This is a genomic window from Thiomonas sp. DCM-2 (assembly GCF_056820905.1).
Genome location: NZ_CM165962.1, coordinates 2,115,903 through 2,141,939, shown reverse-complemented (window position 1 = coordinate 2,141,939; position 26,037 = coordinate 2,115,903). Strand labels below are relative to the sequence as shown.

At 62.9% G+C, this 26,037-nt stretch carries 22 protein-coding genes and 1 pseudogene; 9 read left to right on the top strand and 14 right to left on the bottom strand.

All coding sequences use genetic code 11. The features are described 5' to 3' along the window. Positions 1-231: 231 nt before the first annotated feature. The 6 genes from AC1ZQA_RS10240 to AC1ZQA_RS10215 form a co-directional block, all read right to left on the bottom strand. Complete coding sequence (locus AC1ZQA_RS10240; RefSeq protein WP_055451814.1) at positions 232-819, bottom strand: hypothetical protein; 588 nt, start codon at positions 817-819, stop codon at positions 232-234. 10 nt (positions 820-829) lie between these two features. Continuing rightward, positions 830-1,081: an SHOCT domain-containing protein gene (locus AC1ZQA_RS10235; RefSeq protein ID WP_055451823.1), complete on the bottom strand. Its 252-nt coding sequence runs from the start codon at positions 1,079-1,081 to the stop codon at positions 830-832. 87 nt (positions 1,082-1,168) lie between these two features. Beyond that, positions 1,169-1,564: a DUF302 domain-containing protein gene (locus AC1ZQA_RS10230; protein ID WP_055451813.1), complete on the bottom strand. Its 396-nt coding sequence runs from the start codon at positions 1,562-1,564 to the stop codon at positions 1,169-1,171. 95 nt (positions 1,565-1,659) lie between these two features. Next, complete coding sequence (locus tag AC1ZQA_RS10225) at positions 1,660-4,068, bottom strand: heavy metal translocating P-type ATPase (RefSeq protein WP_055451812.1); 2,409 nt, start codon at positions 4,066-4,068, stop codon at positions 1,660-1,662. A gap of 61 nt (positions 4,069-4,129) precedes the next feature. Then, positions 4,130-5,845 (bottom strand): multicopper oxidase family protein, encoded by a 1,716-nt coding sequence (locus AC1ZQA_RS10220; protein WP_245610081.1) that lies wholly within the window; start codon positions 5,843-5,845, stop codon positions 4,130-4,132. Between the two features lie 300 nt (positions 5,846-6,145). Continuing rightward, complete coding sequence (locus AC1ZQA_RS10215; RefSeq protein WP_055451811.1) at positions 6,146-6,616, bottom strand: Cd(II)/Pb(II)-responsive transcriptional regulator; 471 nt, start codon at positions 6,614-6,616, stop codon at positions 6,146-6,148. 88 nt (positions 6,617-6,704) lie between these two features. Here AC1ZQA_RS10215 and AC1ZQA_RS10210 point away from each other — a divergent pair, with 88 nt between their 5' ends. Both AC1ZQA_RS10210 and AC1ZQA_RS10205 read left to right on the top strand, forming a co-directional pair. Further along, complete coding sequence (locus tag AC1ZQA_RS10210) at positions 6,705-9,047, top strand: heavy metal translocating P-type ATPase (protein ID WP_082454473.1); 2,343 nt, start codon at positions 6,705-6,707, stop codon at positions 9,045-9,047. A gap of 39 nt (positions 9,048-9,086) precedes the next feature. Further along, on the top strand, positions 9,087-9,254 hold the full coding sequence (locus AC1ZQA_RS10205; protein ID WP_465020117.1) for a hypothetical protein: 168 nt from the start codon (positions 9,087-9,089) through the stop codon (positions 9,252-9,254). 8 nt (positions 9,255-9,262) lie between these two features. Here the strand turns inward: AC1ZQA_RS10205 and AC1ZQA_RS10200 are convergent, their stop codons facing one another. From AC1ZQA_RS10200 to AC1ZQA_RS10185, 4 genes are all read right to left on the bottom strand, one after another. Next, entirely contained in the window at positions 9,263-9,502 is a 240-nt protein-coding gene (locus tag AC1ZQA_RS10200) for a hypothetical protein (RefSeq protein ID WP_167344863.1), read from the bottom strand. Positions 9,503-9,721: 219 nt separating this feature from the next. Then, complete coding sequence (locus AC1ZQA_RS10195) at positions 9,722-10,096, bottom strand: copper-binding protein (protein ID WP_055451810.1); 375 nt, start codon at positions 10,094-10,096, stop codon at positions 9,722-9,724. 116 nt (positions 10,097-10,212) lie between these two features. Continuing rightward, positions 10,213-10,416, bottom strand: a complete 204-nt coding sequence (locus AC1ZQA_RS10190; RefSeq protein WP_055451809.1) for a hypothetical protein — start codon at positions 10,414-10,416, stop codon at positions 10,213-10,215. Positions 10,417-10,555: 139 nt separating this feature from the next. Continuing rightward, positions 10,556-11,098: a hypothetical protein gene (locus tag AC1ZQA_RS10185; protein WP_055451808.1), complete on the bottom strand. Its 543-nt coding sequence runs from the start codon at positions 11,096-11,098 to the stop codon at positions 10,556-10,558. Between the two features lie 51 nt (positions 11,099-11,149). Here AC1ZQA_RS10185 and AC1ZQA_RS10180 point away from each other — a divergent pair, with 51 nt between their 5' ends. After that, on the top strand, positions 11,150-11,281 hold the full coding sequence (locus AC1ZQA_RS10180; RefSeq protein WP_281173312.1) for a hypothetical protein: 132 nt from the start codon (positions 11,150-11,152) through the stop codon (positions 11,279-11,281). A 184-nt stretch (positions 11,282-11,465) separates the two neighbouring features. Here the strand turns inward: AC1ZQA_RS10180 and AC1ZQA_RS10175 are convergent, their stop codons facing one another. The 4 genes from AC1ZQA_RS10175 to AC1ZQA_RS10160 form a co-directional block, all read right to left on the bottom strand. Continuing rightward, a complete protein-coding gene (locus AC1ZQA_RS10175) occupies positions 11,466-14,603 on the bottom strand; it encodes an efflux RND transporter permease subunit (RefSeq protein ID WP_055451807.1) in 3,138 nt (1,045 codons plus the stop codon). Next, on the bottom strand, positions 14,600-16,204 hold the full coding sequence (locus AC1ZQA_RS10170) for an efflux RND transporter periplasmic adaptor subunit (RefSeq protein WP_055451806.1): 1,605 nt from the start codon (positions 16,202-16,204) through the stop codon (positions 14,600-14,602). The genes AC1ZQA_RS10175 and AC1ZQA_RS10170 overlap by 4 nt, the downstream gene beginning before the upstream one ends. Next, positions 16,201-17,370, bottom strand: coding sequence for a TolC family protein (locus AC1ZQA_RS10165; RefSeq protein ID WP_286986153.1), 1,170 nt, complete (start codon positions 17,368-17,370; stop codon positions 16,201-16,203). The genes AC1ZQA_RS10170 and AC1ZQA_RS10165 overlap by 4 nt, the downstream gene beginning before the upstream one ends. Before the next feature lie 253 nt (positions 17,371-17,623). Beyond that, positions 17,624-18,136: a hypothetical protein gene (locus tag AC1ZQA_RS10160; protein WP_055451804.1), complete on the bottom strand. Its 513-nt coding sequence runs from the start codon at positions 18,134-18,136 to the stop codon at positions 17,624-17,626. A gap of 81 nt (positions 18,137-18,217) precedes the next feature. Between AC1ZQA_RS10160 and AC1ZQA_RS10155 the strand changes: the two genes are divergently transcribed. The 6 genes and pseudogenes from AC1ZQA_RS10155 (at position 18,218) to AC1ZQA_RS10130 (ending at position 25,888) form a co-directional block, all read left to right on the top strand. Next, positions 18,218-18,496, top strand: coding sequence for a metal/formaldehyde-sensitive transcriptional repressor (locus AC1ZQA_RS10155; RefSeq protein WP_055451803.1), 279 nt, complete (start codon positions 18,218-18,220; stop codon positions 18,494-18,496). 8 nt (positions 18,497-18,504) lie between these two features. Continuing rightward, positions 18,505-19,779, top strand: coding sequence for a CDF family Co(II)/Ni(II) efflux transporter DmeF (gene dmeF / locus AC1ZQA_RS10150; protein ID WP_055451802.1), 1,275 nt, complete (start codon positions 18,505-18,507; stop codon positions 19,777-19,779). 352 nt (positions 19,780-20,131) lie between these two features. Then, positions 20,132-20,701 carry a recombinase family protein gene (locus AC1ZQA_RS10145; protein WP_055451801.1) on the top strand — a complete coding sequence of 190 codons (570 nt, stop codon included), beginning with the start codon at positions 20,132-20,134 and terminating at the stop codon, positions 20,699-20,701. A 90-nt stretch (positions 20,702-20,791) separates the two neighbouring features. Further along, complete coding sequence (locus AC1ZQA_RS10140) at positions 20,792-22,459, top strand: Eco57I restriction-modification methylase domain-containing protein (protein WP_055451800.1); 1,668 nt, start codon at positions 20,792-20,794, stop codon at positions 22,457-22,459. Beyond that, positions 22,460-23,200, top strand: a pseudogene (locus AC1ZQA_RS10135) (PaeR7I family type II restriction endonuclease). Between the two features lie 33 nt (positions 23,201-23,233). Continuing rightward, positions 23,234-25,888 (top strand): TrlF family AAA-like ATPase, encoded by a 2,655-nt coding sequence (locus AC1ZQA_RS10130; protein ID WP_482676848.1) that lies wholly within the window; start codon positions 23,234-23,236, stop codon positions 25,886-25,888. Positions 25,889-26,037 lie beyond the last annotated feature (149 nt).

The following is a 26,037-nucleotide window of genomic DNA, read 5'->3' as shown; positions in this document are numbered from 1 at the left end:
TTTCGGGCGATTTGCGGCCCTGGCCCGATTACCTCGCTAACTTCTCACGCGGCAGGCTTGTACGCATGTCTCTCCCTCCGCTGGCGGTTTCATGCCAATGACGTTTCGCCTCACGTGACGAGCCTCAGCCCATCCACGTGATTCAGAACGAGCTTGAACCCTGAGCCTTGGGAAAGGGTTGTCATGCCAATCTCGGCAAGCTCGACGTCAATACGTGTCAGACCGCGCATTTCAAGGACTGAGCGCGGACGAAGCCGTCGGCAGTGGCGGGGCGCTCAACGCAACCTGGATTTGCTGCTCCGCCTGAAGGCGAATTTGGACGATTTGCCGCAGGATTTCGGCAACTGCAGCGCCGGCCTTGGCCTGTGCCGCCGGATCGGGCTTGGCCACGGAGTTGACCGCCAGCAGGTTGGCGCGAGCGGTGTAGAGCTGCGGCTGCAAGGCGCCTTCCTGACGCAAGGCCTCAGCCTGAATCTGTCCAATCCGCACGCGCTGCTGCGGCGTGACCAATTCCTGCCAAGAACCCCTGGCCGCCGGCCAGATGCCCCCGCCCATCATGCCGTAGCCATAACCGCCGTCGTCACCATAGCCGTGATCGCTCTGAACGCCGAGCGCACCCCAGTCCCCGACCGGGCCGTTCATCATGCCGTAGCCGGATCGTGGCCCCCACCAACCGGAACTTTCACGCCAGGTGGGCGGTGCGCCCGCGTCCCATCGCTGGCCCCAGAAGGGGGCGACGCCGAATTCGGGGATCAAGAGTAGGTAAAAAGCGAATAGCACGATCGCCAGTGCAAGCAGCCACTTCGGTAGCGGTTTCATGATCTGAGCCTCAACTTTCCAGTTCGCGCCGCATGCGGTCATAGGTCTCGTGGTCGATGTCTCCGCGGGCGTAGCGCTCCTTCAGGATCTCCAGGTGCCTTTTGCTGTCAGATCGCACCCCGGAATCGCCCGAATGGCCCGTGAACAGCCATCGGATCAAGCCCACAACTATGGCGAGAATCAAAGCCCACCACACCAGCATGAAGAGCCAGCCCAAACCGAAGCCGCCCCATCCGCCCATCATTCCATATCCATAGCCCATGACCATGCTCCCATTGGATGTTCACAATAACCAGGCACCGACCGGCTGGACCGAATCAGCGCCTTGATGATGGCACCGACGCAGCCCTCAGGCGCGCAGGGCCTCGGCGACGCGCTTGAGCTTGTCGCGCACTTCACCGCCGAGTTTGTCTACCTCGGGACGTTTGACCATGCCGAGCACGGCCGCTGGGTCCATGAACACCACGCTGACCCCGCCGTCCGCCTCTTCCCGCACGACGACATTGCAGGGCAGCAGCGCGCCAATATCCGGCTCAGCTTGCAGGGCCTGATGGGCATAGTGCGGATTGCAGGCCCCGAGGATGAGGTAGGGACGTTCCTCGATGCCGAGTTTGGCCTTGAGCGTGGCGGCCACGTCGATGGTAGTCAGGACGCCGAAGCCCTCATGTTTCAACGCTTCGGTCGCCGCTTGCACGGTGGCCTCGAAGCCTTTGGGGCTGGTCACGGTAAAGACATAGTCACTCATGGGTCAATCTCCGGGTTTGAGGAAAGAACGGGTTGAAGATGGTGGTGCACGGTCCTTGATGGCATCGTCTGGCGCATGGCTCTGTCGGCTGCATGTCACGCCTGCGCTGTTGCTACCTGCGGCCCGGCCACGGCGTTCGTGGCCGGGCCGATGCGAATGCCGGTCAACCGGGTGCGCTTGAGCATCAGGGCGTTGACTGCCACCAGCGCCGAGCTGCCCGACATGGCGAGCGCCGCCACTTCGGGACTGATGGTGAAGGGGTAGAACACCCCTGCGGCCACTGGAAACGCAATGACGTTGTAGGCCACTGCCCACCACAGGTTCTGATGCATCTTGCGCAGGGTGGCGTGCGACAGCACGATCGCGCCGACGACGTCGAACGGATCGCTTTTCATCAGCACCACGTCGGCGCTTTCGATCGCCACATCGGTTCCGGCGCCGATGGCGAAGCCGACGTCGGCCTGCGTCAGCGCCGGTGCATCGTTGATGCCGTCGCCCACCATGCCGACCCGCTTGCCCTGCCCTTGCAACTCCCTGATCTTGGCCGCTTTGTCGCCGGGCAGCACGTCGGCCAGCACGATGTCGATGCCGATCTCGCGGGCGATGCGCTCCGCCGTCGGCCGGTTGTCGCCGGTCAGCATGGCCACCTGCACGCCCCTGGCGTGGAGCGCCGCCACGGTGGGCGCGGAGGTCGGGCGCACAGCGTCGGCAATGGCGATGAGACCCATCAAGCGCCCCGCACGCGCGACGTGCACCACCGTCATCCCCTGCCCCTGCAGCCGCTGCGAATCAGCCTCGAGGCCGTTCATGTTGGCCTTGTCGAGCGCTATCAGCTTGTCGTTGCCCAGCAGCACCACCTCGCCCCCCAGTTCGGCCCGGGCGCCCATGCCGTCGATGTTGGTGAACGCGCTGGCGGGTTCGAGCGCAAGACCCTTGGCGCTCTCGAGGATCGCAAGCGCCAGTGGATGCTCGGAGAGCTTTTCGACGGCCCCGGCCGTTTTCAGCAGTTCGTCTTCGGCGATGCCGGCGGCCAGGACCAAGTCGACCACCTCCGGCCGCCCCAGGGTCAGCGTGCCGGTCTTGTCGAAAACCACCACGTTCAACTGGGTCGCATCCTCCAGCGCGGAGGCGTTCTTGAACAAGATGCCGTTCATGGCGCCGAGCCCCGTTCCCACCATCACGGCCATCGGGGTGGCAAGGCCCAGGGCGTCCGGACAGGCGATGACGAACACGGTGATGGTCAATGCCAGCGCCAGCAGCAGCGGCTGCCCCAGGATGACGTACCAGGCGACGAAGGTCGCCACGCCGATCAGGACGGCAATCACCACCAGCCATTGCGATGCGCGGTCGGCCAGCAATTGCGCCGGCGCCTTGGAGTTCTGCGCCTCCTGCACCAGCTTGACGATCTGCGCCAGCGCGGTGTCGGCGCCCACCTTGGTGGCGCGGTAGCGCAAGCTGCCGCTCTTGTTGATGGTCGCTCCGATCACCGCGTCGCCGGGTTTTTTCCCCACCGGCATCGACTCGCCGGTCAGCATCGACTCATCGACCTGCGACGCGCCTTCCAGCACCTCGCCATCCACCGGAATCTTGTCGCCGGGGCGGATGAGCACCACGTCGCCCGGCAGCACCGCGGAGGTTGCCACCGTGATTTCCGCACCGTTGCGCAGCACTGTCGCCTTGGGCGGCGCCAGATTCATCAACGCGCGGATCGCCTCGGAGGCACCGGCGCGGGCGCGCATTTCAAGCCAATGCCCCAGCAGGATGAACACCAGCAGCACCGATACGGCCTCGTAGAACTGCGCCCCCTCGAAGAGAAAGGTCGTGCCGACGCTGAACAGATAGCCCGTGCCGATGGAGAGCACGACCAGCACCGCCATATTGAGCACGCCGTTGCGCAATGCGCGAGCCGCTGCGACGAAAAACGGCCAGGCCGGATAGATCACCGCGGCGCTGGCCAGGCCGAACAGCCAGTCCTTGAGCGCGAGACCGAACGGCGGCGCCGGCGGTGCGAACAGCCCGCCCATGGGCGAGTACACGAACAGCGGGACCGTGAACAACAGGCATACCCAGAACCGGTTGCGCATGTCTCGCGCCATGTCACGCGCGTCCATGCCGGCACCATGGCCCATGTCGTGCGCCATGGCATCTATTCCGGGCGTGCGACCGGAATGGGCGTCGCGTTCGGCGCCTTGGAGCCTGGCTCCGCCATGCACCACTCCAGCCTTGTGCGCACCCTGGGCATGCACCATGGCATGCTCCTCGCGCGGCTCGCACAGATGGTCGGGAACCGACTCGCCGCGGCAGTGGTAGCCGCAACGCTCGACCTGCGCCTGCAGTGCAGCCAGGTTGGTCAAGGCCGCGTCGTACACAACCGTGGCGCTGCCCGCGACGTAATTGACCTGCACGTCGGCGACGCCCGGCAGGCGCCGGAGCTTCTTTTCGACCCCGCGGGCGGAAAGGCTCGACACCAGCCCGGAGACATCGATGACGCTGGTGGTGTTCATAGGGACCGTCTTGTTCCTAAATTGGGTGGCTACGCTGGCGGACCGGAACCTTCGCCGCTTCTCACGCTACGGTGAACTGCCCCATCATGCCGTTGCCTTCATGTTCGAGGATATGGCAGTGGTACATGAAGGGATGTGCATCGTCTGCGGGCTGAGTAAAGCGCGCGGCCATCCGGACGGTTTCGTTGATGCGCACGAGGACGGTGTCCTTCCAGCCCTGTTCCCACTCCGGTACCTCACCGCTGTTGCGCGACAGGAGGCGAAGCGAGGTGCCGTGGCAATGGAACGGATGGGCCATCATCGCATCGTTGCGCACCTCCCAGACTTCGTTGCTGCCAAGACGCACGCGCTGGTTGATCACCGCCATGTCCATGAACTGGTCATTGATGGAAAAAAGCCTCGCGCCGCCGATCCCCAGACTCATGCGGCCCGGACCCGAGTCGGGCGGGGCGCCGCGCTCCACGCCGCCACCCATGCGCATCATTCCCGAGTCGCCTCCGCCCATCATCCGTATGCCCTGCAGGGTGAAGCGGCGTACAGGCGCATCGGGCCGCAACGCGGCGTACTCGGCCATCCGTGCCGGCAGCACGGTTTTCGCCGCATTTGGCGCAACGACCCGAAGCTGAAGCAGATCGAAGCCGTTGCGGTCCCAGCCATCCGTATGCATCGGCGCGCCATTGAGGGCCGGGACCACGGCACCCGAATCGCTGCGCAGCACCAGAGTCTTACCCAGGTCGCGGGATAGATCGACGAAGATTTCGGCGCGTTCCCCCGGCGCCAGCACCAGCCGACGCATCTCCACCGGACGTTCCAGCAGGCCGGCGTCGGTGGCGATCGCATGGAACGCGCGCCCATCGCTCAATGCAAAGTTGTAGAAACGCGCGTTGGAGCCGTTCAGCAGACGCAGACGCACCCGTTGCGCCGGCACCGCGGCATAGGGTTGCTCGCGGCCGTTGACCAGAAAGCGGTCACCCTTCATGCCCATGAGATCCATCATCGAGGTCATGTACAGCAGCCGGCCGTCGGCGGCCATGCGCCGATCCTGGACGATCACCGGAATGTCGTCCACCCCCCCAGGTGCACGGCAGACCGAGGCGAGCGTCCACTCCGTTATCGATGAGCAGTAGCCCGGCCAGCCCGGCATAGGCATGCGCCCCCGTGCGCGTCTCCGGACGAGGGTGGTACCAGAGCGTCGCGCCAGGCTGGGGTCCAGGGTGAAGCGATAGTCGAAGGTTTGACCGGGAAGGATCAGACTTTGCGGACCACCGTCCATCGATCCGGGCACATGGGCGCCATGCCAATGCGTGGTGGTCGACTGGTCGAGGTTGTTGGTCACCGCGATGCGCACCGCGCGCCCCCGCGGCACGCGCAACGCCGGGCCGAGCAGCGGGCCGTTGTATCCCCAGGTCGGGGTGCGCGTTCCAGCTACGAGTTCGCTGGTGCCGACACCCATGCGCAGGGCATAGTGGAGCACACCGGCGCGCTCCTCACCGGAGATCTGCGGGGGAATCGCCAGAGGGCGCGTGAAAGCTCCTGCGTTCATCGTCGCGGGTTTGAGCAGGCCAGGCTCCATGCCCATCATTCCGCCCATGCCACCACCCATGGCTTGGGCGGACGCGCCTTTGCGCAGCGCGGGGGCGGCGAGGACCGCCAGCGCGGCTGTGCCGATCAAACGGCGTCGGCTCAGTTGCAAACCCGATTCGGTTAGCGTGGAAAGAGCATTGGACGTCCCGGAATCGGACATGGAAGATATGGAAGGACACTTGCGCTTCTTCATTTGGATACTCCCTTCGTCTCCCGCCAGAGATGGGCACTTTGCGCACTACTGATGTTTCCCGAATCTGTGACTGTCTGAACCTCTCCCCACCCCAATCCTCCCCCATCTCGTGGGGGAGGCCCGGAGGGGGAGCCTTGCGCGCTGCCTTGCGTCTGTCGCCCATTCTGGAAATCTCAATAGCCAAAAGTCGATGGACTCTAGTTTGTCGTGCAGCGTGCTTCCACTTTAGTGCCGCGACGCTGTCCCATTCATGACAGCGCCATTAAAACTTTGTCATCTCTCGCCGACCGACGCCTACGCTCACACCGACACGCCACCTGGATGATCCGCTCCGGACCGATTGACCGGTTCCGCATGGCATTCGCAGGGCTCGCCGGCCGCGGCGTGTCGCAGGTTCTGCAGGATGCCGCATGCGCTCGCCGTTCGGTTGACCTGACAGGACTCGCGCAGCGCGTGCAACTGCTGCTCCAGCAAGCGCAGCGATTCGACCTGATGATGAATGCGCGCGATCTGCCGGTCGATCAACTGGTTGATGTCGTCGCACGCCGATTCAGGATGCTCCTGAAAGCTGAGCAATACGCGCACGTCGGGCAATCCCATGCCCAGCGAGCGGCAGTGCCGAATGAAATTGAGTTGCACCAGGTGATCACTGGTGTAGTTGCGATAGCCGTTGCCCTCGCGAGAGGGCGCGTCCAGCAAGCCCTCGCGTTCGTAAAAACGCACCGTCTCCACGTCGCAGTGCCCGCGCTGCGCCAATTCCCCGATTCGCATCTTGCATTCCCCTGTCGTCTAAAGGTACTTGACCCTGTAGCAGGTACAGGCTGTTCAATGATCGCATTGTTCACCGAGATCCGCCATCATGAGCCAGCACGACCCCATCAGCACAGCGTTACGCCTGCCTGCCCAGGCGCAAGACCATGGACCCACCTGTGACCACGATCATGCGCAGGATCATGGCCACGACCACGGCCCTGATGCGCATATCCATGCCCACGCGGGGGCCGATGCCTGCTGCGCCCCGGCGACACAGACCGACTGTCTGACGGGTGTTTGCAAAACCAATCCGGCACCCGAAGGGACCAGCCGGGTTCGCTACCGCATCGACAAGATGGACTGCCCCACCGAGGAGCGCCTGATCCGCAACAAGCTGGAGGTCATGCCCGGGGTCGTCCAACTCGACTTCAACCTCCTGCAACGGGAACTCACGGTGTATCACCGTTTGGAGCAGCCGCACGAGATTACTGCAGTGCTGAGCAAGCTGGACATGGCACCCAATGTGCTGGAAGCCAATGCGTCGGTGTCTGTACTTCCCCCGGCCCTGAGCCCACGGCAAAAAGGCCTGCTCGCCGTGGCTGGCGTCGCCGCGGTCGCGGCCGAGGCCATCGCCTGGTCGACCGGGCGAGAGACCTCATCGATGGTGATGGCGCTTGCCGCTGTGTCCATCGTGAGCGCCGGCCTGCCGACCATCAAAAAGGGCTGGGTCGCGCTCAAGAACCTGACCCTCAACATCTACTTCCTGATGTCCATCGCGGTGACCGGGGCCGTGGCTCTCGGCAAGTGGCCGGAGGCGGCGATGGTGGTGTTCCTGTTCGCCGTGGCCGAGGCGATCGAGGCGCTGTCGCTGGAGCGTGCCAGGAACGCGATTAAGTCGCTCACGGCCATCGCGCCGGAAACCGCCGAGGTCAAGGCTGGCGAGGCCTGGCAGGCCAAGCCGGTGGCCGAGGTGGCCGTCGGCAGTCGCATCCGGGTGCGCACCGGCGCGCGGGTGCCGCTGGACGCGCGCGTCGTGTCCGGCCGCGCGGCGCTAAACCAAGCGCCGATCACCGGGGAAAGCATGCCCGTGGACAAGCAAGTGGGCGACCCGCTGTATGCAGGCAGCATTGTGGCCGATGGCGTGGTGGAAGCCTCCGTCACGGCCTCGGCCGGTGACAGCACCTTGGCCCGCATCGCCCTGGCCATTCAGAGCGCGCAGTCACAGCGCGCGCCGACCCAGCGTTTCGTCGATCAATTCGCGCGGTACTACACCCCAGCGGTGGTGGTCTTCGCCATCGCCGTGGCCATCCTCGGCCCGCTGCTGAGTGGTGGAGGCTGGAGTTCCTGGCTGTACGAGGCCCTGGTCATGCTGGTCATCGCCTGCCCCTGCGCCTTGGTGGTCTCCACGCCGGTCACCGTGGTCAGCGGTCTTGCGGCGGCGGCCGGGCATGGCATCCTGGTCAAGGGCGGGATCCATCTGGAAGGCGGCCGTCTGCTCAAAGCCGTGGCGCTCGATAAGACCGGCACGCTGACCCGCGGCAAGCCCGCACTGACCGATGCGATCCCGCTTGGCGACATGACCATCGCGCAGGCCTTGCGGATCGCCGCCAGCCTCGACGACCACAGCACGCATCCGGTCGCCCAGGCGCTGGTTGCCGGCTGGCGCGCGCAGCAGCCAGGGTCCACAGTGCTGCCCGTCGAGGATTTTGGTGTGCTGCAAGGGCGCGGCGTTAAGGGCAGCGTCACCGGCCAGCTCTGGCATCTGGGCAATCATCGCCTGGCCGAAGACATCGGGGTCTGTTCGGCGGCGCTGGAGGCGCAGCTTGCCGTGCTGGAGCGTGCCGGCAAGACCGCCATCGTGTTGTGCGACGCGGCTGGCCCCGTGGCCGTTTTCGGCGTCGCCGACACCCTCAGGCCAGAGAGCGCGCAGGCGGTTGCGGCCCTCAAGGGGCTGGGCGTCGAGCCGGTCATGTTGACGGGCGACAACCCGGCCACGGCAAGGGCCATTGCCGCTCAGCTCGGCATCGCCGATGCGCGAGGCAATCTGCTGCCACAGGACAAGCAGGCCGCCGTTGCCGAACTGCATGCGCGCTACGGTTCGGTCGGTATGGTCGGCGACGGCGTGAACGATGCGCCGGCGCTGGCGCGCGCGAACATCGGCTTTGCCATGGGGGCGGCCGGCACCGCCACGGCGCTGGAAACCGCCGATGTCGCCATCATGGACGACGACCCGCGCAAGATCGCCGACTTCATCCATTTGAGCCGGCGCACCGCCGCAATTCTCAAGCAGAACATCGCCCTAGCGCTGGGCATCAAGGCGGTGTTCTTCGCCTTGGCCCTGAGCGGCGTGGCGACCCTGTGGATGGCGGTGTTCGCCGATGCCGGGGCCAGCCTGTTGGTGGTGTTCAACGGCATGCGGCTGCTGTCGCTACGACGTGCAACGGTTTGATGTTCTGGGTTCATGGTTTCACAACAAGGAGATGCCGTCATGAAATGCCACGTCTGCAAGGAAAGTACCCTGGTGATGACCGAACGCCAGGGCATTGAAATTGACGACTGCCGCAATACCGCGGCGTTTGGCTCGATCGCGGCGAGCTTGACAAGATCATCGAGCGAAACCACCAACAGGAGGCGGCCAGCGCACCACAGCAAGTGAGCCGCCCATCACCACAGCCTGAAAGTCATGGCCAAAACGGCGACCACCACGGCGGTGGCAAACATCAGGGGCGCTATGGCCCGATGCCGGGCCGAAAATCGTTCTGGAAAGAAATTTTCGACTGAAGCTGCAAGGCGTTTCAGCACCGGACGCGTTGGCCGCGAGGCCACGCGCAACACGGCTTCGTCGACACCGCTCCCGGCACAGCACCCGGCGCTGAAAACTTCAACCTGACGTTGTGTTGCCATGTCAGAACTCCTTCGTTTGAACACCCATCTGTCTTGGCATGATCTCCGGGTGAACAAAGACCTGCCGCATCGCGATGGATGCACTCTAGACCTTGGAGTGAGGTCCAGAGTCAAGGGATTTCTGAACACGATAACCATCTTGCGGTGTGGTTTACGAGCCGCGCCGGAAGCACGCTGAACGCCATCACGCGCACGAACCGACAACACGTCGGAATGACGTCACCGCACGACAGCAATCTTGGTGACGATGTACTGTCCCGATGGTCCCTTGGCCAGATCGAAATTCACTGTTTCTCCCGCCTTGAGTTCGTTGAGCATGCTCTTGCTCCGCACGCCGAAGTCCATGGTCATTCCCGGCCAGCCCAGCGCCTTGATCGCCTGGTGCGTGATATTCACCGTGCCGGTGGCGGCGTTGACGCTGTTGATGGCCCCGTGAGCCATAAAGCCATTGGTCGCGGTGGCTGGATCGGACATGCCCCCCATGCCCCCACCATTCATATTGCCCATACCCGGCATCGCGTTCGATGCTGCAAAAGTAGGCGACATGGCTGCCGCGGAACCGATCAGAATGAGGGCGAGGTCGAAACGTTTCATCGAGTTCTCCTGTGTTGATCCATGATGTTTGTGGGTAGGTGCGAGCCACGGCTCGTCTGCGGCGAGTGGTGGCCACCCCGGCGCACGACCCTCAGGGCCATGCGCCACAGGGGAGGTTACTTCTGCATCAAGAATCCATGCTCCCTCCAGCAGTCCAACGGGTTGCGCACGGCTGGCTTGTCCATCAATTGGCCATGCATGCGAAAGCAGGCTTGAATTTGCGCCTCCCGGGCCTGCACCCCATTGCTGCCCGCAGCAAACGCCGGGTAGGCGGCGCCCAGCATCAGCAGGGGGGTGATGACGACCAACAGTTTCTTCATGGCAATGCTCCAGTTAATCGAAATGCAGCAGCGCTGATCCAGCAGACCTGGGGCCGGCTGCTGTGACAACCCAGATGGAAAACTTCGTATTGCCAGGCAGACTGGTGTCGCCAGTTCTGCCAAGCCGCGCATGCAGGTCTCACATCATCCCGCGCATCATCGCCGGCATGCCCTCTTTGGCGAAGCGGTCGAGCTCGCGCGAGTGCGCCTTGATCACTGCGACCATCTCCGGGTCGGTGGAGGTCTCGGTCACGGCCACGCCGTCGGGCAGGATGTCCAGTTTGCGTTGATATTTCGTCGGGTGGGCGAACATCTGCGGCACGCTGTTGCTCATGGGGTAGGGGAAAGGGTGGTTCTGATCGAGCCGTGCATACATCTCCACCACATGCTTCTGGATGAGCGCTGCAGTCGTGGGGTCGGCCGAGGTGGTCACGTCATGCACCCCGTTGGGCAGCTCGGTCACCTTGCGCTGAATCTGCTGGTGAACCTTGAACAATTCCATGCCGGTGCGCATGGGGCCGTTCATGTTCTCGGGCGACATCATGCCGCCCTTGCCGCCACCCATCATCCCTCCACCCATCATGCCCTGGGCCTGGGCGGACGGTGCGCCGCGTCCGGTCAAAAAGCCCACGACGGTTCCAACAAAACCCACAACGGTAGTCAAAAATGTACGACGTTGCATGATGAACTCCTGGTTGCAACACACGGAACAAACGACGAAAGGAAACCGATCATGATGACTTCTGTCTGCATGTCGGGGGGCGGCATGGCCCTCATGGGGTTGTTCGGACTGCTGGTGCTGGCCTTCATTGCGCTCGGCGTGGCGGCGCTGATCAAATACCTCTTCTCCAGCCCAAGGCTTTGACGCCGCAAGCTCCTGAAATGCGTGCGCCCTGCACACTGAGATCGGCGTTTGCCCAGCAGAGTTCTGGAAGCAGCCGAGCCCGGCAGCGGTGTGATTTGCCCCTGCTCAAGGGCGGGCAAGCTCGGCCGTTGCCGCATTTGCTTGACCCCTTTGGGCAAGTCTGCTTGCGGCCGATTCATGGCGTTCATGAAACCACCTCCAGCCTGGGACTCTCGCCCAGTCCCAGGCGCTGCTTCTGCCACAGGGCGTAAACCGCTGGAATCACCAGCAGCGCCAGCAGGGCGGCGGTCAGCATGCCGCCCACCATGGGTGCGGCAATGCGCTTCATCACGTCGGCGCCAGCGCCTTCGCTGAACATGATGGGCAGCAGGCCGCCGACCACCATGGTCAGGGTCATCGCCATGGGCCGCAGTCGCAGCAAGGTGCCCTCGACCACGGTCTGCTTGAGATCGTCCCAGGTGCTGAGGCGGTCTTGAATCTTGCGTCGCTCCAGCGCCGCGTCGAGATACAGCAGCATGACCACGCCGAACTCGGAGGCCACCCCAGCGGTGGCGATGAAGCCCACGCCCACCGCCACCGAGAGCTTGTAGCCGAGCCAGTCGACGTACCAGAATCCGCCCACCAGCGACAGCGGCAAAGTCAGCAGGATGATGGCGACCTCGGTGAGGTTCTTGAAGTTGAAATACAGCAAGAGCGCGATCAGGCCGATCACCGCCGGCACGACGATCTTCAGGCGCTGCACGGCCTGCTCCAGCGCCTGGTACTGCCCCACCCAGTCGAGTGTGAAACCGGGCTGCAGATGCACCTTCTGCGCCAGGGCTGCTTGCGCCGCGGCCACGTAGCCGCCGATGCTGGTGCCGGGCTTGAGGTCGATGTACACCCAGGAATTCAGCCGGCTGTTGTCGCTGGTGAGCATGGGCGGGCCGCCCTCGATGCGCAGCGTGGCCACCTGCGCCAGCGGAATCTGGCTGCCCTCGGGCGTGGCGATGCGACTTTCCATCAGCGTGGACAGCGATTGACGCAGTTCGCGCGGATAGCGCAAGATGATGGGGAAACGCTCCAGACCGTTGACGGCGGTGGACAGGATCTGCCCGCCGATCGCTGTCTCGACTAGGCGGTTCACATCCGCCACCGAAAGGCCGTAGCGCGCGGCGGCCAGCCGGTTGGTGTCGACCACGATGTAGCGCCCACCGGTGGCGCGCGCCGCATAGGCGTTCTGCGTACCCGGAACGGTTTGCAGCACGGCTTGAATTTCCTGCCCTAGTCGGTTCAGCGTGTCGAGATTGCTGCCGGTGACCTTGATGCCCAGCGGCGTTTGCAAGCCGGTGGTCAACATGTCCACCTGACCCTTGATCGGCTGGGTCCAGGTGTTCGATACGCCTGGAATCTGCAGCGACTGGTTCAGCTTCTCAATCAGCTTGGCGGTGGTCATGCCGGCCGGCCAAGTGCTGCGGTCTTTCAGGTTCACGACCGTCATGAACATCGAGATCGGCGTCGGGTCGGTCGCGGTCTGCGCCCGCCCCGCCTTGCCGAACACGCTCTCCACTTCGGGGAAGGTCTTGATGATGCGGTCGCTCTGCTGCAGGATCGCGGCCGATTGGCCGATGGAGATCGACGGATCCTGCGATACCGGCATGTACAACAAGGTGCCTTCGTTCAGGGGAGGCATGAACTCCGAGCCGAGATGCTTCCAGGGGAAATACAGACTGGCCACCGCGACGATGGCCAGCACGATCACCACCCAGGGAGCCCGCAGCACGCCGTGGATCAAGGGGCGGTAGAGCCAGACCAGTACCTGGTTCAAGGGGTTTTTCCCCTCCGGGCGGATCGGCCCGCGAATGAACCACGCCATCAGCAGCGGCACCAGAGTGATGGACAGAATGGCGGCTGCCGCCATGGCATAGGTCTTGGTGAAGGCCAGGGGCCGAAACAGCTTGCCCTCCTCGCCGCCGAGCGCGAACACCGGCAGGAACGACACCGCGATGATCAGCAGCGAAAAAAACAATGCCGGACCGACCTCCGCGGCGGCGACCCGCGCCTTCATCCAGGGATCGGCATGCGGGTCGTGCTCCATATGCTTGTGCATGTTCTCGATCATGACGATCGCGGCGTCGGTCATCGCGCCGATGGCGATGGCGATGCCCCCCAGAGACATGATGTTGGCCGGAATGCCCTGCGCCCACATCACCAGAAAGGCGGCGAGGATGCCCAGCGGCAGCGACACGATGGCCACCAGCGCCGAGCGCGCACGCAGCAGGAACAGGAAGGACACCAAGGCGACGATCAGTGATTCTTCCAGCAGCTTCTCGGTGAGGGTGTGGATGGCACGCTGGATCAGCGGCGCTTGGCTGTAGGTGGTGACGATCTTCACCCCGGGAGGCAGGGAGGGCTGGATGGCGCGAATCTTGTCCTCGACGTGTTGAATGATGGCATCGGCGTTCGAGCCCTGGTTCATCATCACGATGCCGCCGACCACCGCGCCCTCGCCGTTGAGGTCGGCGGCGCTGTTGGGCAGCTCCGGCCCGAACTGCACGCGGGCGACGTCTTTGAGCGTCAGCGGCACGCCGCCGCGCGCCGCCAGTGGCGCGTTTTCCAGGTCCCGCAGCGAGCGGATGTAGCCGGTGGTACGCACCATATAGCTGGCCTCACCCAGATCGACCACCGAGCCGCTGGTCTCGCCGTTCGCGGCGCGAATGGCATCTTCCACCTGAGGCAGGGTGAGGTTGTAGGCCAGTAGGGCCTGCGGGTTCACCACCACCTGGTATTCCTTGACCATGCCACCGACCGTGGCGACCTCGGCCACGCCCGGAATGCTTTGCAACTGGTATTTGAGGAACCAGTTCTGCAGGGTGGTGAGCTGGCTCAGGTCCTGCGTGCCACCGGTATCGGTCAGGGCGTACATGTAAACCCAGTCCACCCCCGAGCTGTCCGGACCCAGCGCCGGCGTCACCCCGGGCGGCAGTTTGGATTGCACCTGGCTGAGATACTGCAGCACCAGATTGCGCGCCTGGTAGATGTTGGTTCCGTCCTTGAAGATGACGTAGACGAAGGAGTCGCCGAACATCGAGTAGCCGCGCACGGCGCGCGCGCCGGGAACCGACTGCAGGGTGGTCTCCAGCGGATAGGTCACCTGGTCCTGCACCACCTGCGGCGCCTGCCCGGGGTAAGAGGTCTTGATGATGACCTGGGTGGGCGAGATGTCGGGGATGGCTTCCAGCGGCGTGTTGCGCACCGCCAGGATGCCCGCGGCCAGCAGCAGCAGCGCGCCGATCACCGTCAGGCTGCGGTTCTCGAAGCACCACTCCATGAGTCGCCGGATCATGGGGCGCTCCGGCCAGGGGCCATATTCATTCCGGCCATCGATCCCGCGTCAGGGGGCGCTGCTGCTGGTCTCACGGGCGGAGTAGCCGTCGGCGCGGGCATGGGCCCGGCAGCGCCGGCTTGCGGGGAGCTCGCTGGCGGCATGCCTGACATCGCCCCCGTAGCGGGCATGCCACTCGCTCCACTCGTGTTGGCTTGACCGCCGAGCATGCGCGCCTTGACCGACTGGAACTGCGATTCGGAGTACAGCAGGAACTGGGCGCTTTCCACCACCTGGTCACCCACCTTGAGCCCTCGGGCGATGACCACCCAGCCGTTCGCCTCGGGACCAAGCGCAACCTGCACCGGCAGGAAGTGGCCGCCCGCCTGCGCCAGCATGGCGTAATCGCCATCTTGCGTGCGCAGCACCGCGCTGCTCGGCAGCGCCAGCGCGGTTTGCGCCTGAGCCTGCACCGTGGCGTTGGCATACATGCCCGGGCGCAACATGCCGCCGGGGTTGGCGAAGCTCAGGCGCGCGGTGATGGTGCGAGTTTGCGGATCCAGCGTGGGGTAGAGAAAGTTCAAGCGCCCATCCCAATTCCTGCCGGGGTAGGCCGGGAGCTGGAGCTGCACGCCGTCGCCCAGACGCACCCACGGCATCTGGTAGTCGTACAGCGCCACATTGACCCAGACCCGATCCAGATTGGCGATCTCGAACAGGCTGTTCTGCGACGAGACATAGCTGCCCTGGCGAATATTGAGCGCCGTCACCACGCCGCTCTCGGGCGCCAGGATGGGAACGTCGCGCATCGGTTGGCCCGAGGCCTCCAACTGCTTGAGCGCTGCCTCGGGCAGGCCCAGCAGCAGCAGGCGCTGTTTGGCTGCGGCCAGCAAGCCCTGGTTGTCGGGGTGACTGCCGGTGTGGCTATCAGTCGTGCCCGCTAGCTGGCGCGCGATGCTGTATTCCTGCTGCGCGGCGTACAACTCGGGCGAGTAAATCTCCGCCAGCACCTGACCGCGCGCCACCGCATCGCCCACGGCACGCACCTTGAGCTGCACCACCCAGCCGGAGAAGCGCGGGGTGACGATGGTGACACGGTTCTGGTCCACCGCCACGGTGCCCACGGTCTGGATCGCCTGGCCCAGGGGGCGCATCTGTGCGGTCGTCAGACGCACGCCCAGGTTTTGCGTCAGACGCGGGTCGATGTGCACTCCGGTGTCGGCCCCTCCGGTTTCGGCCTGGGCGTAGACCGGCACGTAATCCATGCCCATGTTGTCCTTCATCGGATGGTCCGCATGGATCGCCGGATTCATCGGGCTGGCCCAGTACAGCACCCGGCGCTGCGGCGCCGCAGCCGGGGCGTAGACCGGCACATAGTCCATCCCCATGTTGTCTTTCATCGGGTGGTCGGCGTGGATGGCGGCGTTCATCGGGTTGGCCCAGTACAGCACCTGGCGGCTTGCCGGCGCTGCTGCGGAAGCTGTTGCGGAAGCCGGGGCCGCCGCGGTGTTTGCCGACTCGGCTTGCGAGGCGCCGTGCGGCAGCCAGCGACTGCTCCAGAGGCCCGCGCCGAGGCCCACCAGCAACAGGCCGAGGCCGAGAGTGAAGGTTCGCAAATTCATGGCTGCTGCTCCGAAGGCGTGGTCAGGTAGTCGAGTTCGGCCTGGGTGGCCAGCAGATCCCGGCGCAGTTGCAGGGTCTGGAGTTCAAGGGCAAAGACAGCTTGCTGCGCCTTGAGCACGTCGCCCATGCTGGCGCGGCCGTTGCTGTAGGCGGTGAGGGTGGAGTCATAGGCCTCGTGCGCCAGCGGCAGCATCTGGGCGTGCAGGCGCTGCCACTTCTCCTGCTGGCTGCGCATGCGCGCTGTGGCCGAGCGAATCTGCTGCTGCAAGGCCAGCCGCTGGTCCTGCTCGTCGTAGCGGGCTTCCATCACCTGGGCGCGCGCGCTGTCGAGTTCCTGGTCCAGCCGATGGCTGGAGAAGATCGGCAGATTCATCGACACCCCAGCCGAAAAATAGTTGGGGGAGCCCGGAACAAAGCTCTTGCCGTAGGAGGCGCCCACCGTGATGGCTGGCCGGAAATTCGTCTTGGCCACTTGCACGCCAGCCTGCGCGGTCAGCACCTTGGCCTGGGCCAGGCGCAGCAGTGGCTGGCCTGGGGGAGCTTGCTCCGGAGTCATCGCACCAGGCGCCAAGTTCGGCCAGGCAGGATCGATCTGCGGCGCATGCTCGCTGCCGAGTGCCTGAGCGATGTCGGCCAGGGCCGCTGCTTCATCGGCGGCGAGCGCGCTTTGGTCGTTGCGCAATTCGTCCTCGGCGAGACGGGCGCGCAACACATCGCTCTGCGCTCCGCTGCCCGCACGGTAGCTGGCCATGGCCGCGTCGACGTTCTCACGCGCCAGCGACTGCTGCCGTTGCACGGTCGCCATGGCCTGGCGCGTGTACACCGCCACCAGCCAGGCGCGTCGCAAAGCGAGAACCAGTTGCGCCCGCTTGGCTTCACGGCTGAAGCGTTGCTCCGAGGCTTGCGCCTGCAGCTTGCTCCCTTCGAGGGCCAGCTTGCCGATGGGTGAAAAGCTCTGACTGACGCCAACGCTGAGCATGGTCATGCCTTGCTGGGTCAGCGAAAAGCTGTTGGTGGGTAGGTTGACCGCGTCGAACGACACATGCGGGTCGGGCAAGTGCGTGGCCGCTGCAGCCTGATGCTGGAGAGCGCGGATGCGCTGTGTGGCTGCTGCCAGACTCGGGTTGGCTTGTGCCAGTTGCGCCTCGGCGGCTCTGAGGGTCAAGGGTGCATCTTGGGCTTGGGCAGCCACGCTGGCAAGCAGCGGACCGAGCAGAAACATCAAGGGGAGAGCCGCCACCCTGCGCTTTGAACAGGCGGTGGCAGATCGCCGGGCGAACGCACGGCGGCACTGAAACATGAGGGACATCGCTTTCCTCTTCGGCAGATGGTGCGCTGCAGAGTTGCAGCGTTGATCGCAAGGCGAACACGCGCATCGCCCGGTCAAAGTTCACCGGGCTTGCTTGCTGCCGAAGGGGTCAAACTTGGAGACGCGCCGCGAGGAAAGACGGTCTGGAGGGGGGTGGGGGCTCAATGCGCTGAATTTGCCAGTTCAGCAAAGCGGGGCGGACTTGCGGCACCAGCATCACACGCTGGATCAGCGCGGCGGGGCCAATACCAAAGCTCTTGATCGTGCTGGCTGGAGCCGCTGCGTTCAGGTCTTGGCAGGCTGCCTGACAAAACGCACGCTCAACCCTTGCGCTGTCCTGGCTAGAAACTTGTGCTTGTTGCCCAGCAGCTCCCATGGACATGGAGTCCATGGTCGGCATACCCGGCATATTCGCGCAGCAAGGGGCCGGAACAACCACCGGACGCGCCATGGCGACTTGCATCCACGGCAGAAACGCCAATGCGCAAACGAACGCCCAGAAGCGGGAGAAAGTTCGGAAGGAACGCATGGGCTTGGATGGGTGCATGGGACGATGAAGGTGGCTGATGATAGCGAAGGTTCCTTGCTCGTCAATCCCCTGCCCCGCCCAATGCCGATCCATCTCATGATCACCTGATCGTGTCCCCGTTCGATGGAGACCAGCGCAATGAATTCAAACACCCTATCCCCCTATAGTGTTGGCATGAGCCACACCATCCGAGAAAGAACCAAACTTCTCAACCGCGTGCGCCGCATTCGCGGCCAGGTCGATGCCATCGAGCGTGCTCTGGAGAGTGATGCGGGCTGTGAGCAAGTCATGCATGCCATCGCGGCTTGCCGTGGTGCGATGAACAGCTTACTGTCCGAGGTCGTCGAAGATCACATCCAGACCCACCTGATTGATCCCCGCAAGGGCCAACAGGATGAATCGGCCGAGGCTGCCGCCCAGTTGATCGACGTCGTGCACAGATACTTCAAGTGAGCGCATCCATGTCCGCGACCCCGTTTACCCATGAGCATGAGCATGTGTTTCTCGGTCAGGACCATGACCGCAATGCCCGCAAGACCCGGGCCGTCATCGCCCTGTGTACCGGGGTGATGGTCATCGAGATCGCTGATGGGGTTCACTTTGGCTCGCTGGCGTTGGTCGCCGATGGCCTGCACATGAGCACTCATGCTGCAGCCATGCTGATCGCCGCCATGGCCTACCACTACGCGCGCCAACATGCCCATGACGCTCGCTTCAGCTTCGGCACCGGCAAGGTGGGGGATCTGGCGGGTTTCTCCAGCGCCATCATCTTGGCCATGATCGCTTTATTGATCGGCTATGAGGCGATTGCGCGCTTCATCCATCCGGTGGCCATCGATTTCAATGCTGCCATCGCCATTGCCTTTCTCGGCCTGTTCGTCAACATCCTCAGTGCCTGGCTGCTCAGTGGCAATGAGCACAGTTATGGACATGCGCATGGTCATGTCCATGGCGCGGCAACCGCGGACGATGCCCAGTTCGTGGACACTGCCACAGGTCGCGTGCGGGTCGAGATTCATGAGGATCGCGTCCCGCCGAGGTTTCGCTTGCGTTGGCAAGATCAATCAGGCCCACCCACAAGCCTGCTGGCGTCGCACATGTGGATGGAGACGATTCGTCCTTCCGGGCAACACCAAACGTTTCAGTTTCAAGACCAGGGCGGGTACTGGGAATCGGTCGATACCATTCCGGAGCCGCATGCCTTCGAAGCACGGTTGCATCTGAACATCGGGGCAACGGTGGTATCTCGAACCCTGCACTTTGCAGAGTCTGAGGGCCATGACCATGGTCATGCAGACCATCACCGGGATCACAATATGCGCGCCGCTTTCGTGCATGTGGCTGCGGACGCCGCAGTTTCCGTGCTGGCCATTGTGGGGCTGGCAGCGGGCAAGTTCTTCGGCTTGAACTTTATGGATCCCGTGATGGGTATCGTCGGCGCGGTGGTGATTGCGAACTGGTCCTTCGGTTTGATCCGGGATACCGGCGCCATTCTGTTGGACGTCAATCCGGATGCCGCGCTGAGCCAGTCCATCCGCAAGGTCGTGCAGGAAGCGGGCGATGAATTGGCCGACTTGCATCTGTGGCGCCTCGGACCTGGGCACCTCGGAGCGATCGTGGCGGTGAAATGCAAAGATCCCACCCGGGATGCGTTGTACTACCGGCACAAGCTGCAAGGCTTTCGGGATTTGTCGCATTTGACGATTGAGGTGGAAAAAAGGCCGATAGCTTTGTAAGCCGGTCAGTGCTGACATGGCGCGAGCGTGCCCCAATGCCAGATCAGGCCGATACGCTGTCGGCGGATAGACATGCTGTATGGCTGCTCGACCCCGGAACCAGTCATTGGAACACCGGCGATACGAACGACGGGTAGGGGTCGAGACTTGCCACTCATGCCCGATGCATTCAACTCCCCATTCCAGATGACTCTTTTTTGGTCTATGCAGATGATGCTTGCAGGGGTTCTGGATCGAGGCGTCCGTCAAACGGTGGTTTTCTGAACACTCCGTAGAGTCCCAGTTTTAGATCGCCGAAGCCGCCGATGAGTGTTAATATACCCGTCAATTTTTCAGTGTTCTGATTCCGTCAATGAATCAACGAATAGGATACGCCCGCGTATCGACCGATGACCAGCACCTAGACCTGCAGCGCGACGCGCTCACGTGGGCTGGGTGCAGTGCGATCTACGAGGAAGCGGCCAGCGGTAAGAGTGCAGCCCGCCCGGAGCTTGAGCAGTGCCGAAAGGCGCTGCGGGCTGGGGATACCCTTGTCGTCTGGCGGCTGGATCGGCTAGGCCGCAGTTTGCCCGACCTGGTACAGATCGTGGCCGATCTTGAGCAGCGCGGCGTCGGATTCGAAAGCTTGACAGAAAAGATCGAGACGAGCGGCGCGGCGGGCAAGCTGCTTTTCCATGTGTTCGCGGCATTGGCAGAGTTTGAACGCGGCTTGATTCGAGAACGGACGCAGGCCGGGCTGGCAGCAGCCCGCGCCCGCGGCCGGGCCGGTGGTCGGAAGCCGAAGTTAGACGACCAGCAGGTGCGCGAGATCAAAGCCCTGTTGCGCGATCCAGATATTCAGGTGGCCGAGGTAGCCCGCCGGTATGGCGTGTCCCGAACCACCCTTTACAAGCACGTCGGCGTCGTCATGCCGCGTCAATGAGCACTTGGGATGGCCCAACAACTAGACACTGCATACAGCGTGCGCAGCAAGGTTTCTCCTAGAGCTGTTGCAGTCCCTGTATGCCCGGTCATGGCGGCTACTGAGGCTTTGGCGACAGAGGGGGGGCATGAGGCTCGCGGGGCTATTTTCACGCGCTCTGAGGTGGTGGATTTCATTCTCGACCTGGCTGGCTACACGGAGGATCAACCGCTTTACGAAAAGCGGCTTTTGGAGCCGTCATTCGGTGGCGGCGACTTCCTGCTGCCGATCATTGAACGGCTATTGAGTGCATGGAGGGCGGCAAGGCCGAACGGTTCCGCGCTCAACGAGCTAGCCAATACGATCCGAGCGGTAGAGCTGCACCACGACACCTTTCGCAGCACCCAAGCCGCTGTGATCGCGCTGCTCAAGCGCCAGGGGGTCGCCGCGAATGCAGCGACCGCCTTGGCTGGATGCTGGTTGTCGCAGGGCGATTTCCTGCTGGCACCGCTGGAGGGGCAATTCGATTTCGTGGTGGGTAACCCACCCTATGTTCGTCAGGAACTGATCCCGGCGCCACTACTTGCCGAATACCGCAGCCGTTACCTGACGATGTATGACCGGGCCGATATCTACATTCCATTCATCGAACGGTCGCTGTCGGTCTTGTCGGATGGTGGCCGCCTGGGCTTCATCTGCGCGGATCGCTGGATGAAGAACCGCTATGGCGGGCCGCTGCGCAGCCTCGTAGCCGAGCGATTCCACCTAAAAGTCTATGTCGATATGGTGGATACACCGGCCTTCCACTCCGATGTGATCGCCTACCCAGCCATCACCATCATCAGCCGTGAAGTGTCGGGGGCAACGCGCATCGCTCACCGTCCGGCTATTGACCGTGCGACGCTGACCACACTTGCAGACTTGCTCAGGGCCCCTATGCTGCCGAAAGGAACCGGCCTGGTGCGCGAACTGGCCCGCGTGACTAACGGTGCTGAGCCGTGGCTGCTGGAGTCATCCGACCAGATGGCGCTCATTCGCCGTCTGGAGGGTGCTTTCCCCCTGCTGGAAGAGGCGGGGTGCAAGGTTGGGATCGGTGTCGCGACCGGCGCTGACAAGGCGTTCATCGGGGACTTCTCAGCTCTCGATGTCGAGCCAAGCCGGAAGCTGCCGCTGGTGACAACCAAGGACATCATGACTGGCGAGGTGCAGTGGCGCGGTCAGGGTGTCATCAACCCCTTTGCCGAGTTGGGCGGGCTGGTCAATCTTGACGAGTACCCGCGCCTGCGCCGTTACCTTGAGGCCCGCCGAGAGGCGATTGCTGGTCGTCACTGTGCGCAGAAAGCTCCGGCCAACTGGTATCGCACGATTGACCGCATCACCCCGGCGCTGGCTGCGAGGCCGAAGCTCCTGGTCCCGGACATCAAGGGTGAGGCGCATATCGTCTTTGAAAGCGGCGAGCTGTATCCCCATCACAACCTCTACTACGTCACCTCAGACGACTGGGATTTGCGGGCATTGCAGGCTGTGCTGCTGTCTGCTGTCTCACGTCTGTTTGTGGCGACCTACTCAACAAAAATGCGGGGTGGTTTCCTGCGCTTCCAAGCGCAGTACCTGCGCCGAATTCGCATCCCACGCTGGGCGGATGTGCCCGAGACGCTGCGCCGTGAACTGGTCGAGGCTGCAATCAAGCGGGACGTGCAAGCCTGCAACCGGGCTGTGTTCAAGCTTTACGGACTGAGTCACGAAGAACGATCTGCCCTCGGAGGCAATGGAGAATAAATGGCACTCGATCTCGCCAACTACGAACAGAAAGCCCGCGAGGCCGTGAAGGCGTTTTGGGGCAACCGCGAAGCAGCAAGACAAAAGCAAATTGAGTCGGGCAAAGCCGACCAAGGTGAACGTGCAGGAGTTACCGCTGGCAAGAATATGGATGGGTTCTTGGCCTTGGTGCTCGACATCATCAAGGCCAATGGGCTAGCCCACGCCGAGATTCACCAGAACCGGGCAATGCTAACCCTGCCCGGCTAATTCCGCCCGACGAAGCTGTGGGATCTCTTGGTGATCTACAAGGGGGAGCTGATCGCAGCCATTGAGCTGAAAAGCCAGGTAGGCCCCTCGTTCGGCAACAACTTCAATAACCGAACTGAGGAAGCCATCGGGACGGCCCATGATCTATGGACCGCCTTCCGTGAAGAGGCTTTCGGCAAGCAACCGCGTCCCTTTGTTGGGTGGATGATGATGGTCGAGGATGCGCCGGAATCGCGCAAGCCTGTCCGTGATTCGTCGCCACACTTCCCAGTGTTCGATGAGTTCAAGGGTGCGTCCTACCTCAAGCGGTATGACTTGCTGTGTCAGCGACTGGTGCAGGAGCAGCTTTACACCACCGCTGCCGTCATCGCCGCAGAGCGCAGCGCGGTGGATACCGGAGATTTCACGGAGCTGTCGTCGATGACCAGCCTCAGGACATTCGTATCTGCTCTGGCAGGTCACATCGCGGCAGAGGCAGCGCGGTTGGGTTGATAGCTGCCGAAATCAAGTGAATTAGGGGGGAGCATGAGCGATCAGTACACCTATGCGAAATTCTGGCGCTGCGCGCTCCAGGTCAATCCCGTCGGTTACAACGGTACCTATCGAGGAGCCGATCACGGGCTGGATGAGGCGGGGTACAACCAAGCACTCCTCCAGAAATGCCTTGAGCTGGGCATTACGGTAGTCGGCTTGGCCGACCACGGCAGCGTGGCTAGCGTCGATGCGTTGCGTGAGATGCTTCAACCGCACGGGATTGTGGTGTTCCCCGGCTTTGAGATCGCCTCGAACGACAAGACCCATTATGTCTGCCTGTTTTCCGAGGAAACGACAGGACAGCAGCTCGAGCGCTACCTTGGCAATCTCGACCTGCTTGACCCTGCAGATGGTGTCCGCCCGTCTCGATTGAGTTCCGAGCAGTTGATCGAGAAGGTCGATCAGCTTGGCGGCTTCATCTACGCTGCGCATTGCACGCAGGACAGTGGCCTCCTGAAGAACCGGCTCAATCATGTATGGAAGCTACCCAAGCTGCGCTCGGCCCAGATTCCGGGGGCGGTAGATGACTTGGCGGGGGTGGAAAGCGATTTCTACCGCAAGGTGCTGCTGAACAAGGACGATGCCTATCGCCGCGAGCGGCCCATAGCTGTCATCAATGCCAAAGATGTCGCCAAGCCGGAAGACTTGGAGCAGCCGGGAGCCACTTGCCTCATCAAGATGACGCGGCCCAACTTTGCGGCGTTCAAGGTGGCCTTCCTTGACCCAGGGTCGCGCATCCGCTTGAACTCGCAGCAGGCCGAAAGCCCGATTGGCAAGGTGCTCCGCATGACGGTCACGGGTGGCTACCTGGATGGCGTCCGCGTGGACTTCTCCGATCACCTCAACACGGTCATCGGCGGTCGAGGGACAGGTAAATCGACCTTGCTCGAATGTCTGCGCTATGCCTTGGACTTTCCACCCAAGGGCAAGCAAGCCTTGAAGCTCCATCAGGAGATCATCAAGGAGAACCTTGGCCGCGCGGCGGGCCGATTGGAGCTGGTGGTGGTGTCGTCATCTCAGAACGGCAAGCAGTACACAGTCTCACGGCGTTATGGTGAACCGCCGATTGTTCGTGACTTGGGCGGCAACGTTTCCACCCTTCTCCCGAGAGACTTGCTGCCCGGCATCGACATTTATGGGCAGAACGAGATTTACGAGCTGGCTCAGGACGAAACCAGCCGGGTGCAGTTGCTGGATCGCTTCCTTCCACAGGACGGGGACTATGAGACGAAGAGCGCTGACGTTCACCGCCGCTTGACCGAGAACCAGCGGAAGCTCGTGAAGTCCTTGTCCGACCTCGATGACGTGAAGGCGCAGGTGGATCGCCTACCGAAGTTGGAAGAGCAGCTACGCGGGTTTGAAGAACTGGGCATCAAGGAGAAGCTGGCCAAGACCTCTCTGCTCGCCAGAGAGCGGGAGATTGCCAAGAGTGCCACGGAGAGCGTGCAGTCTCTGCGGGATGCCCTTGCCGATTTTTGCGACAGCCTGCCCGACCTCGCCTTCATCAACGATGAAGCCCTCGAGGGGCTGCCCGATGTAGCCCAGTTGGTTGCGGTGCGCACGACGCTGGAGGGGGTCAGCCAAGGCTTCACAGGCCATCTGACAGCCATGACGGCTTTGTTGGATGAGGCGTCAGGCCAGCTCACTGCTCAGCAAGAGGCTTGGCAGCAGGCCATCCAAGGGCATGAGGCCGAACTGGAGAAGGCGCTTCGGACGCTTCCTTCGGCAGCGGGTAAAAGTGGGCAGGAAGTCGGTGCTGCCTATCAACGGCTTATGGGTGACATCGAGCGCATCAAGCCAATGAAGGCAAAGCTGTCAACGCACGAGGGTCAAGGCAACACCTTGAGGCAAGAGCGGCGCAACCTGTTGGCCGAGCTGTCCGACCTACGAGGGCAGCGCATTCAGGCCCTGCAGAAGGCCGCAAAGCGCCTGAACAAGCGACTTGAAGGCAAACTCAAGATCGAGATCGTGCCGGAGGCCGATCGCTCTCCGCTGCTGAACTTCCTGCTGGGGTGTAAGCTGGAAGGCGTTGGGGAAAAGCGATTGGCGTGGATCGAAGAGGCTGAGACGATCAGCCCTTTGTCGTTGGCTCAGTCGATCCAGAATGGTTCGGCCGATGTTCAACTGGACTGGGGTGTCACTCAGATGGTGGCCGAGGCGCTGACCAAGCTCCAGCCATCGCAGCTCATGGAGTTAGAGGCACTGGAGCTGGATCATCGGGTAGACATTTCCCTGAACGTCGCTCACGGTCAGGCTGACCCGGTGTTCCGCCCGTTAAGCAAACTATCGACTGGGCAGCAATGCACGGCGATATTGCACATGCTACTTCTGGAGAACGCCGACCCGCTGCTCATGGATCAGCCGGAGGACAACCTAGACAACGCCTTCATCGCGGAACGAATCGTCACCGAGCTGAGGGATGCCAAGACCAGTCGGCAATTCCTGTTTGCGACGCACAACGCGAACATCCCTGTGTTTGGCGACGCTGAGTGGATCGGCGTCTTTACTGCGGCTGAGAATCAGGGCTGCCTTGGGCTAGAGGCACAAGGGTCGATTGACGTGCCGGTGATTCGGGATCAAGTTGCTAGCATTCTGGAAGGAGGGCGCGATGCCTTCATCCAGCGCAAGGAAAAGTATGAATTCTGAGATGCTGCGTCAGCGGACTGCACAAGGAGCGGAGATGAACAAGTGTGAGCCAGAAGAGCCAGCATTTCTTGATGATGACGGCCCCAGTGACGACCTTCCACAGATCTTTACAACCACCAACATCCGAGAGCTGTATGGGTGGCAGCCTG

Coding starts and splice junctions, on each gene's coding strand:
- AC1ZQA_RS10240 (WP_055451814.1), bottom strand. CDS start 819: ATGAAACCGCTACCGAAGTGGCTGCTTGCACTGGCGATCGTGCTATTC.
- AC1ZQA_RS10235 (WP_055451823.1), bottom strand. CDS start 1,081: ATGGGCTATGGATATGGAATGATGGGCGGATGGGGCGGCTTCGGTTTG.
- AC1ZQA_RS10230 (WP_055451813.1), bottom strand. CDS start 1,564: ATGAGTGACTATGTCTTTACCGTGACCAGCCCCAAAGGCTTCGAGGCC.
- AC1ZQA_RS10225 (WP_055451812.1), bottom strand. CDS start 4,068: ATGAACACCACCAGCGTCATCGATGTCTCCGGGCTGGTGTCGAGCCTT.
- AC1ZQA_RS10220 (WP_245610081.1), bottom strand. CDS start 5,845: ATGAAGAAGCGCAAGTGTCCTTCCATATCTTCCATGTCCGATTCCGGG.
- AC1ZQA_RS10215 (WP_055451811.1), bottom strand. CDS start 6,616: ATGCGAATCGGGGAATTGGCGCAGCGCGGGCACTGCGACGTGGAGACG.
- AC1ZQA_RS10210 (WP_082454473.1), top strand. CDS start 6,705: ATGAGCCAGCACGACCCCATCAGCACAGCGTTACGCCTGCCTGCCCAG.
- AC1ZQA_RS10205 (WP_465020117.1), top strand. CDS start 9,087: ATGAAATGCCACGTCTGCAAGGAAAGTACCCTGGTGATGACCGAACGC.
- AC1ZQA_RS10200 (WP_167344863.1), bottom strand. CDS start 9,502: ATGGCAACACAACGTCAGGTTGAAGTTTTCAGCGCCGGGTGCTGTGCC.
- AC1ZQA_RS10195 (WP_055451810.1), bottom strand. CDS start 10,096: ATGAAACGTTTCGACCTCGCCCTCATTCTGATCGGTTCCGCGGCAGCC.
- AC1ZQA_RS10190 (WP_055451809.1), bottom strand. CDS start 10,416: ATGAAGAAACTGTTGGTCGTCATCACCCCCCTGCTGATGCTGGGCGCC.
- AC1ZQA_RS10185 (WP_055451808.1), bottom strand. CDS start 11,098: ATGCAACGTCGTACATTTTTGACTACCGTTGTGGGTTTTGTTGGAACC.
- AC1ZQA_RS10180 (WP_281173312.1), top strand. CDS start 11,150: ATGATGACTTCTGTCTGCATGTCGGGGGGCGGCATGGCCCTCATGGGG.
- AC1ZQA_RS10175 (WP_055451807.1), bottom strand. CDS start 14,603: ATGATCCGGCGACTCATGGAGTGGTGCTTCGAGAACCGCAGCCTGACG.
- AC1ZQA_RS10170 (WP_055451806.1), bottom strand. CDS start 16,204: ATGAATTTGCGAACCTTCACTCTCGGCCTCGGCCTGTTGCTGGTGGGC.
- AC1ZQA_RS10160 (WP_055451804.1), bottom strand. CDS start 18,136: ATGGATCGGCATTGGGCGGGGCAGGGGATTGACGAGCAAGGAACCTTC.
- AC1ZQA_RS10155 (WP_055451803.1), top strand. CDS start 18,218: ATGAGCCACACCATCCGAGAAAGAACCAAACTTCTCAACCGCGTGCGC.
- dmeF (WP_055451802.1), top strand. CDS start 18,505: ATGTCCGCGACCCCGTTTACCCATGAGCATGAGCATGTGTTTCTCGGT.
- AC1ZQA_RS10145 (WP_055451801.1), top strand. CDS start 20,132: ATGAATCAACGAATAGGATACGCCCGCGTATCGACCGATGACCAGCAC.
- AC1ZQA_RS10140 (WP_055451800.1), top strand. CDS start 20,792: ATGGCGGCTACTGAGGCTTTGGCGACAGAGGGGGGGCATGAGGCTCGC.
- AC1ZQA_RS10130 (WP_482676848.1), top strand. CDS start 23,234: ATGAGCGATCAGTACACCTATGCGAAATTCTGGCGCTGCGCGCTCCAG.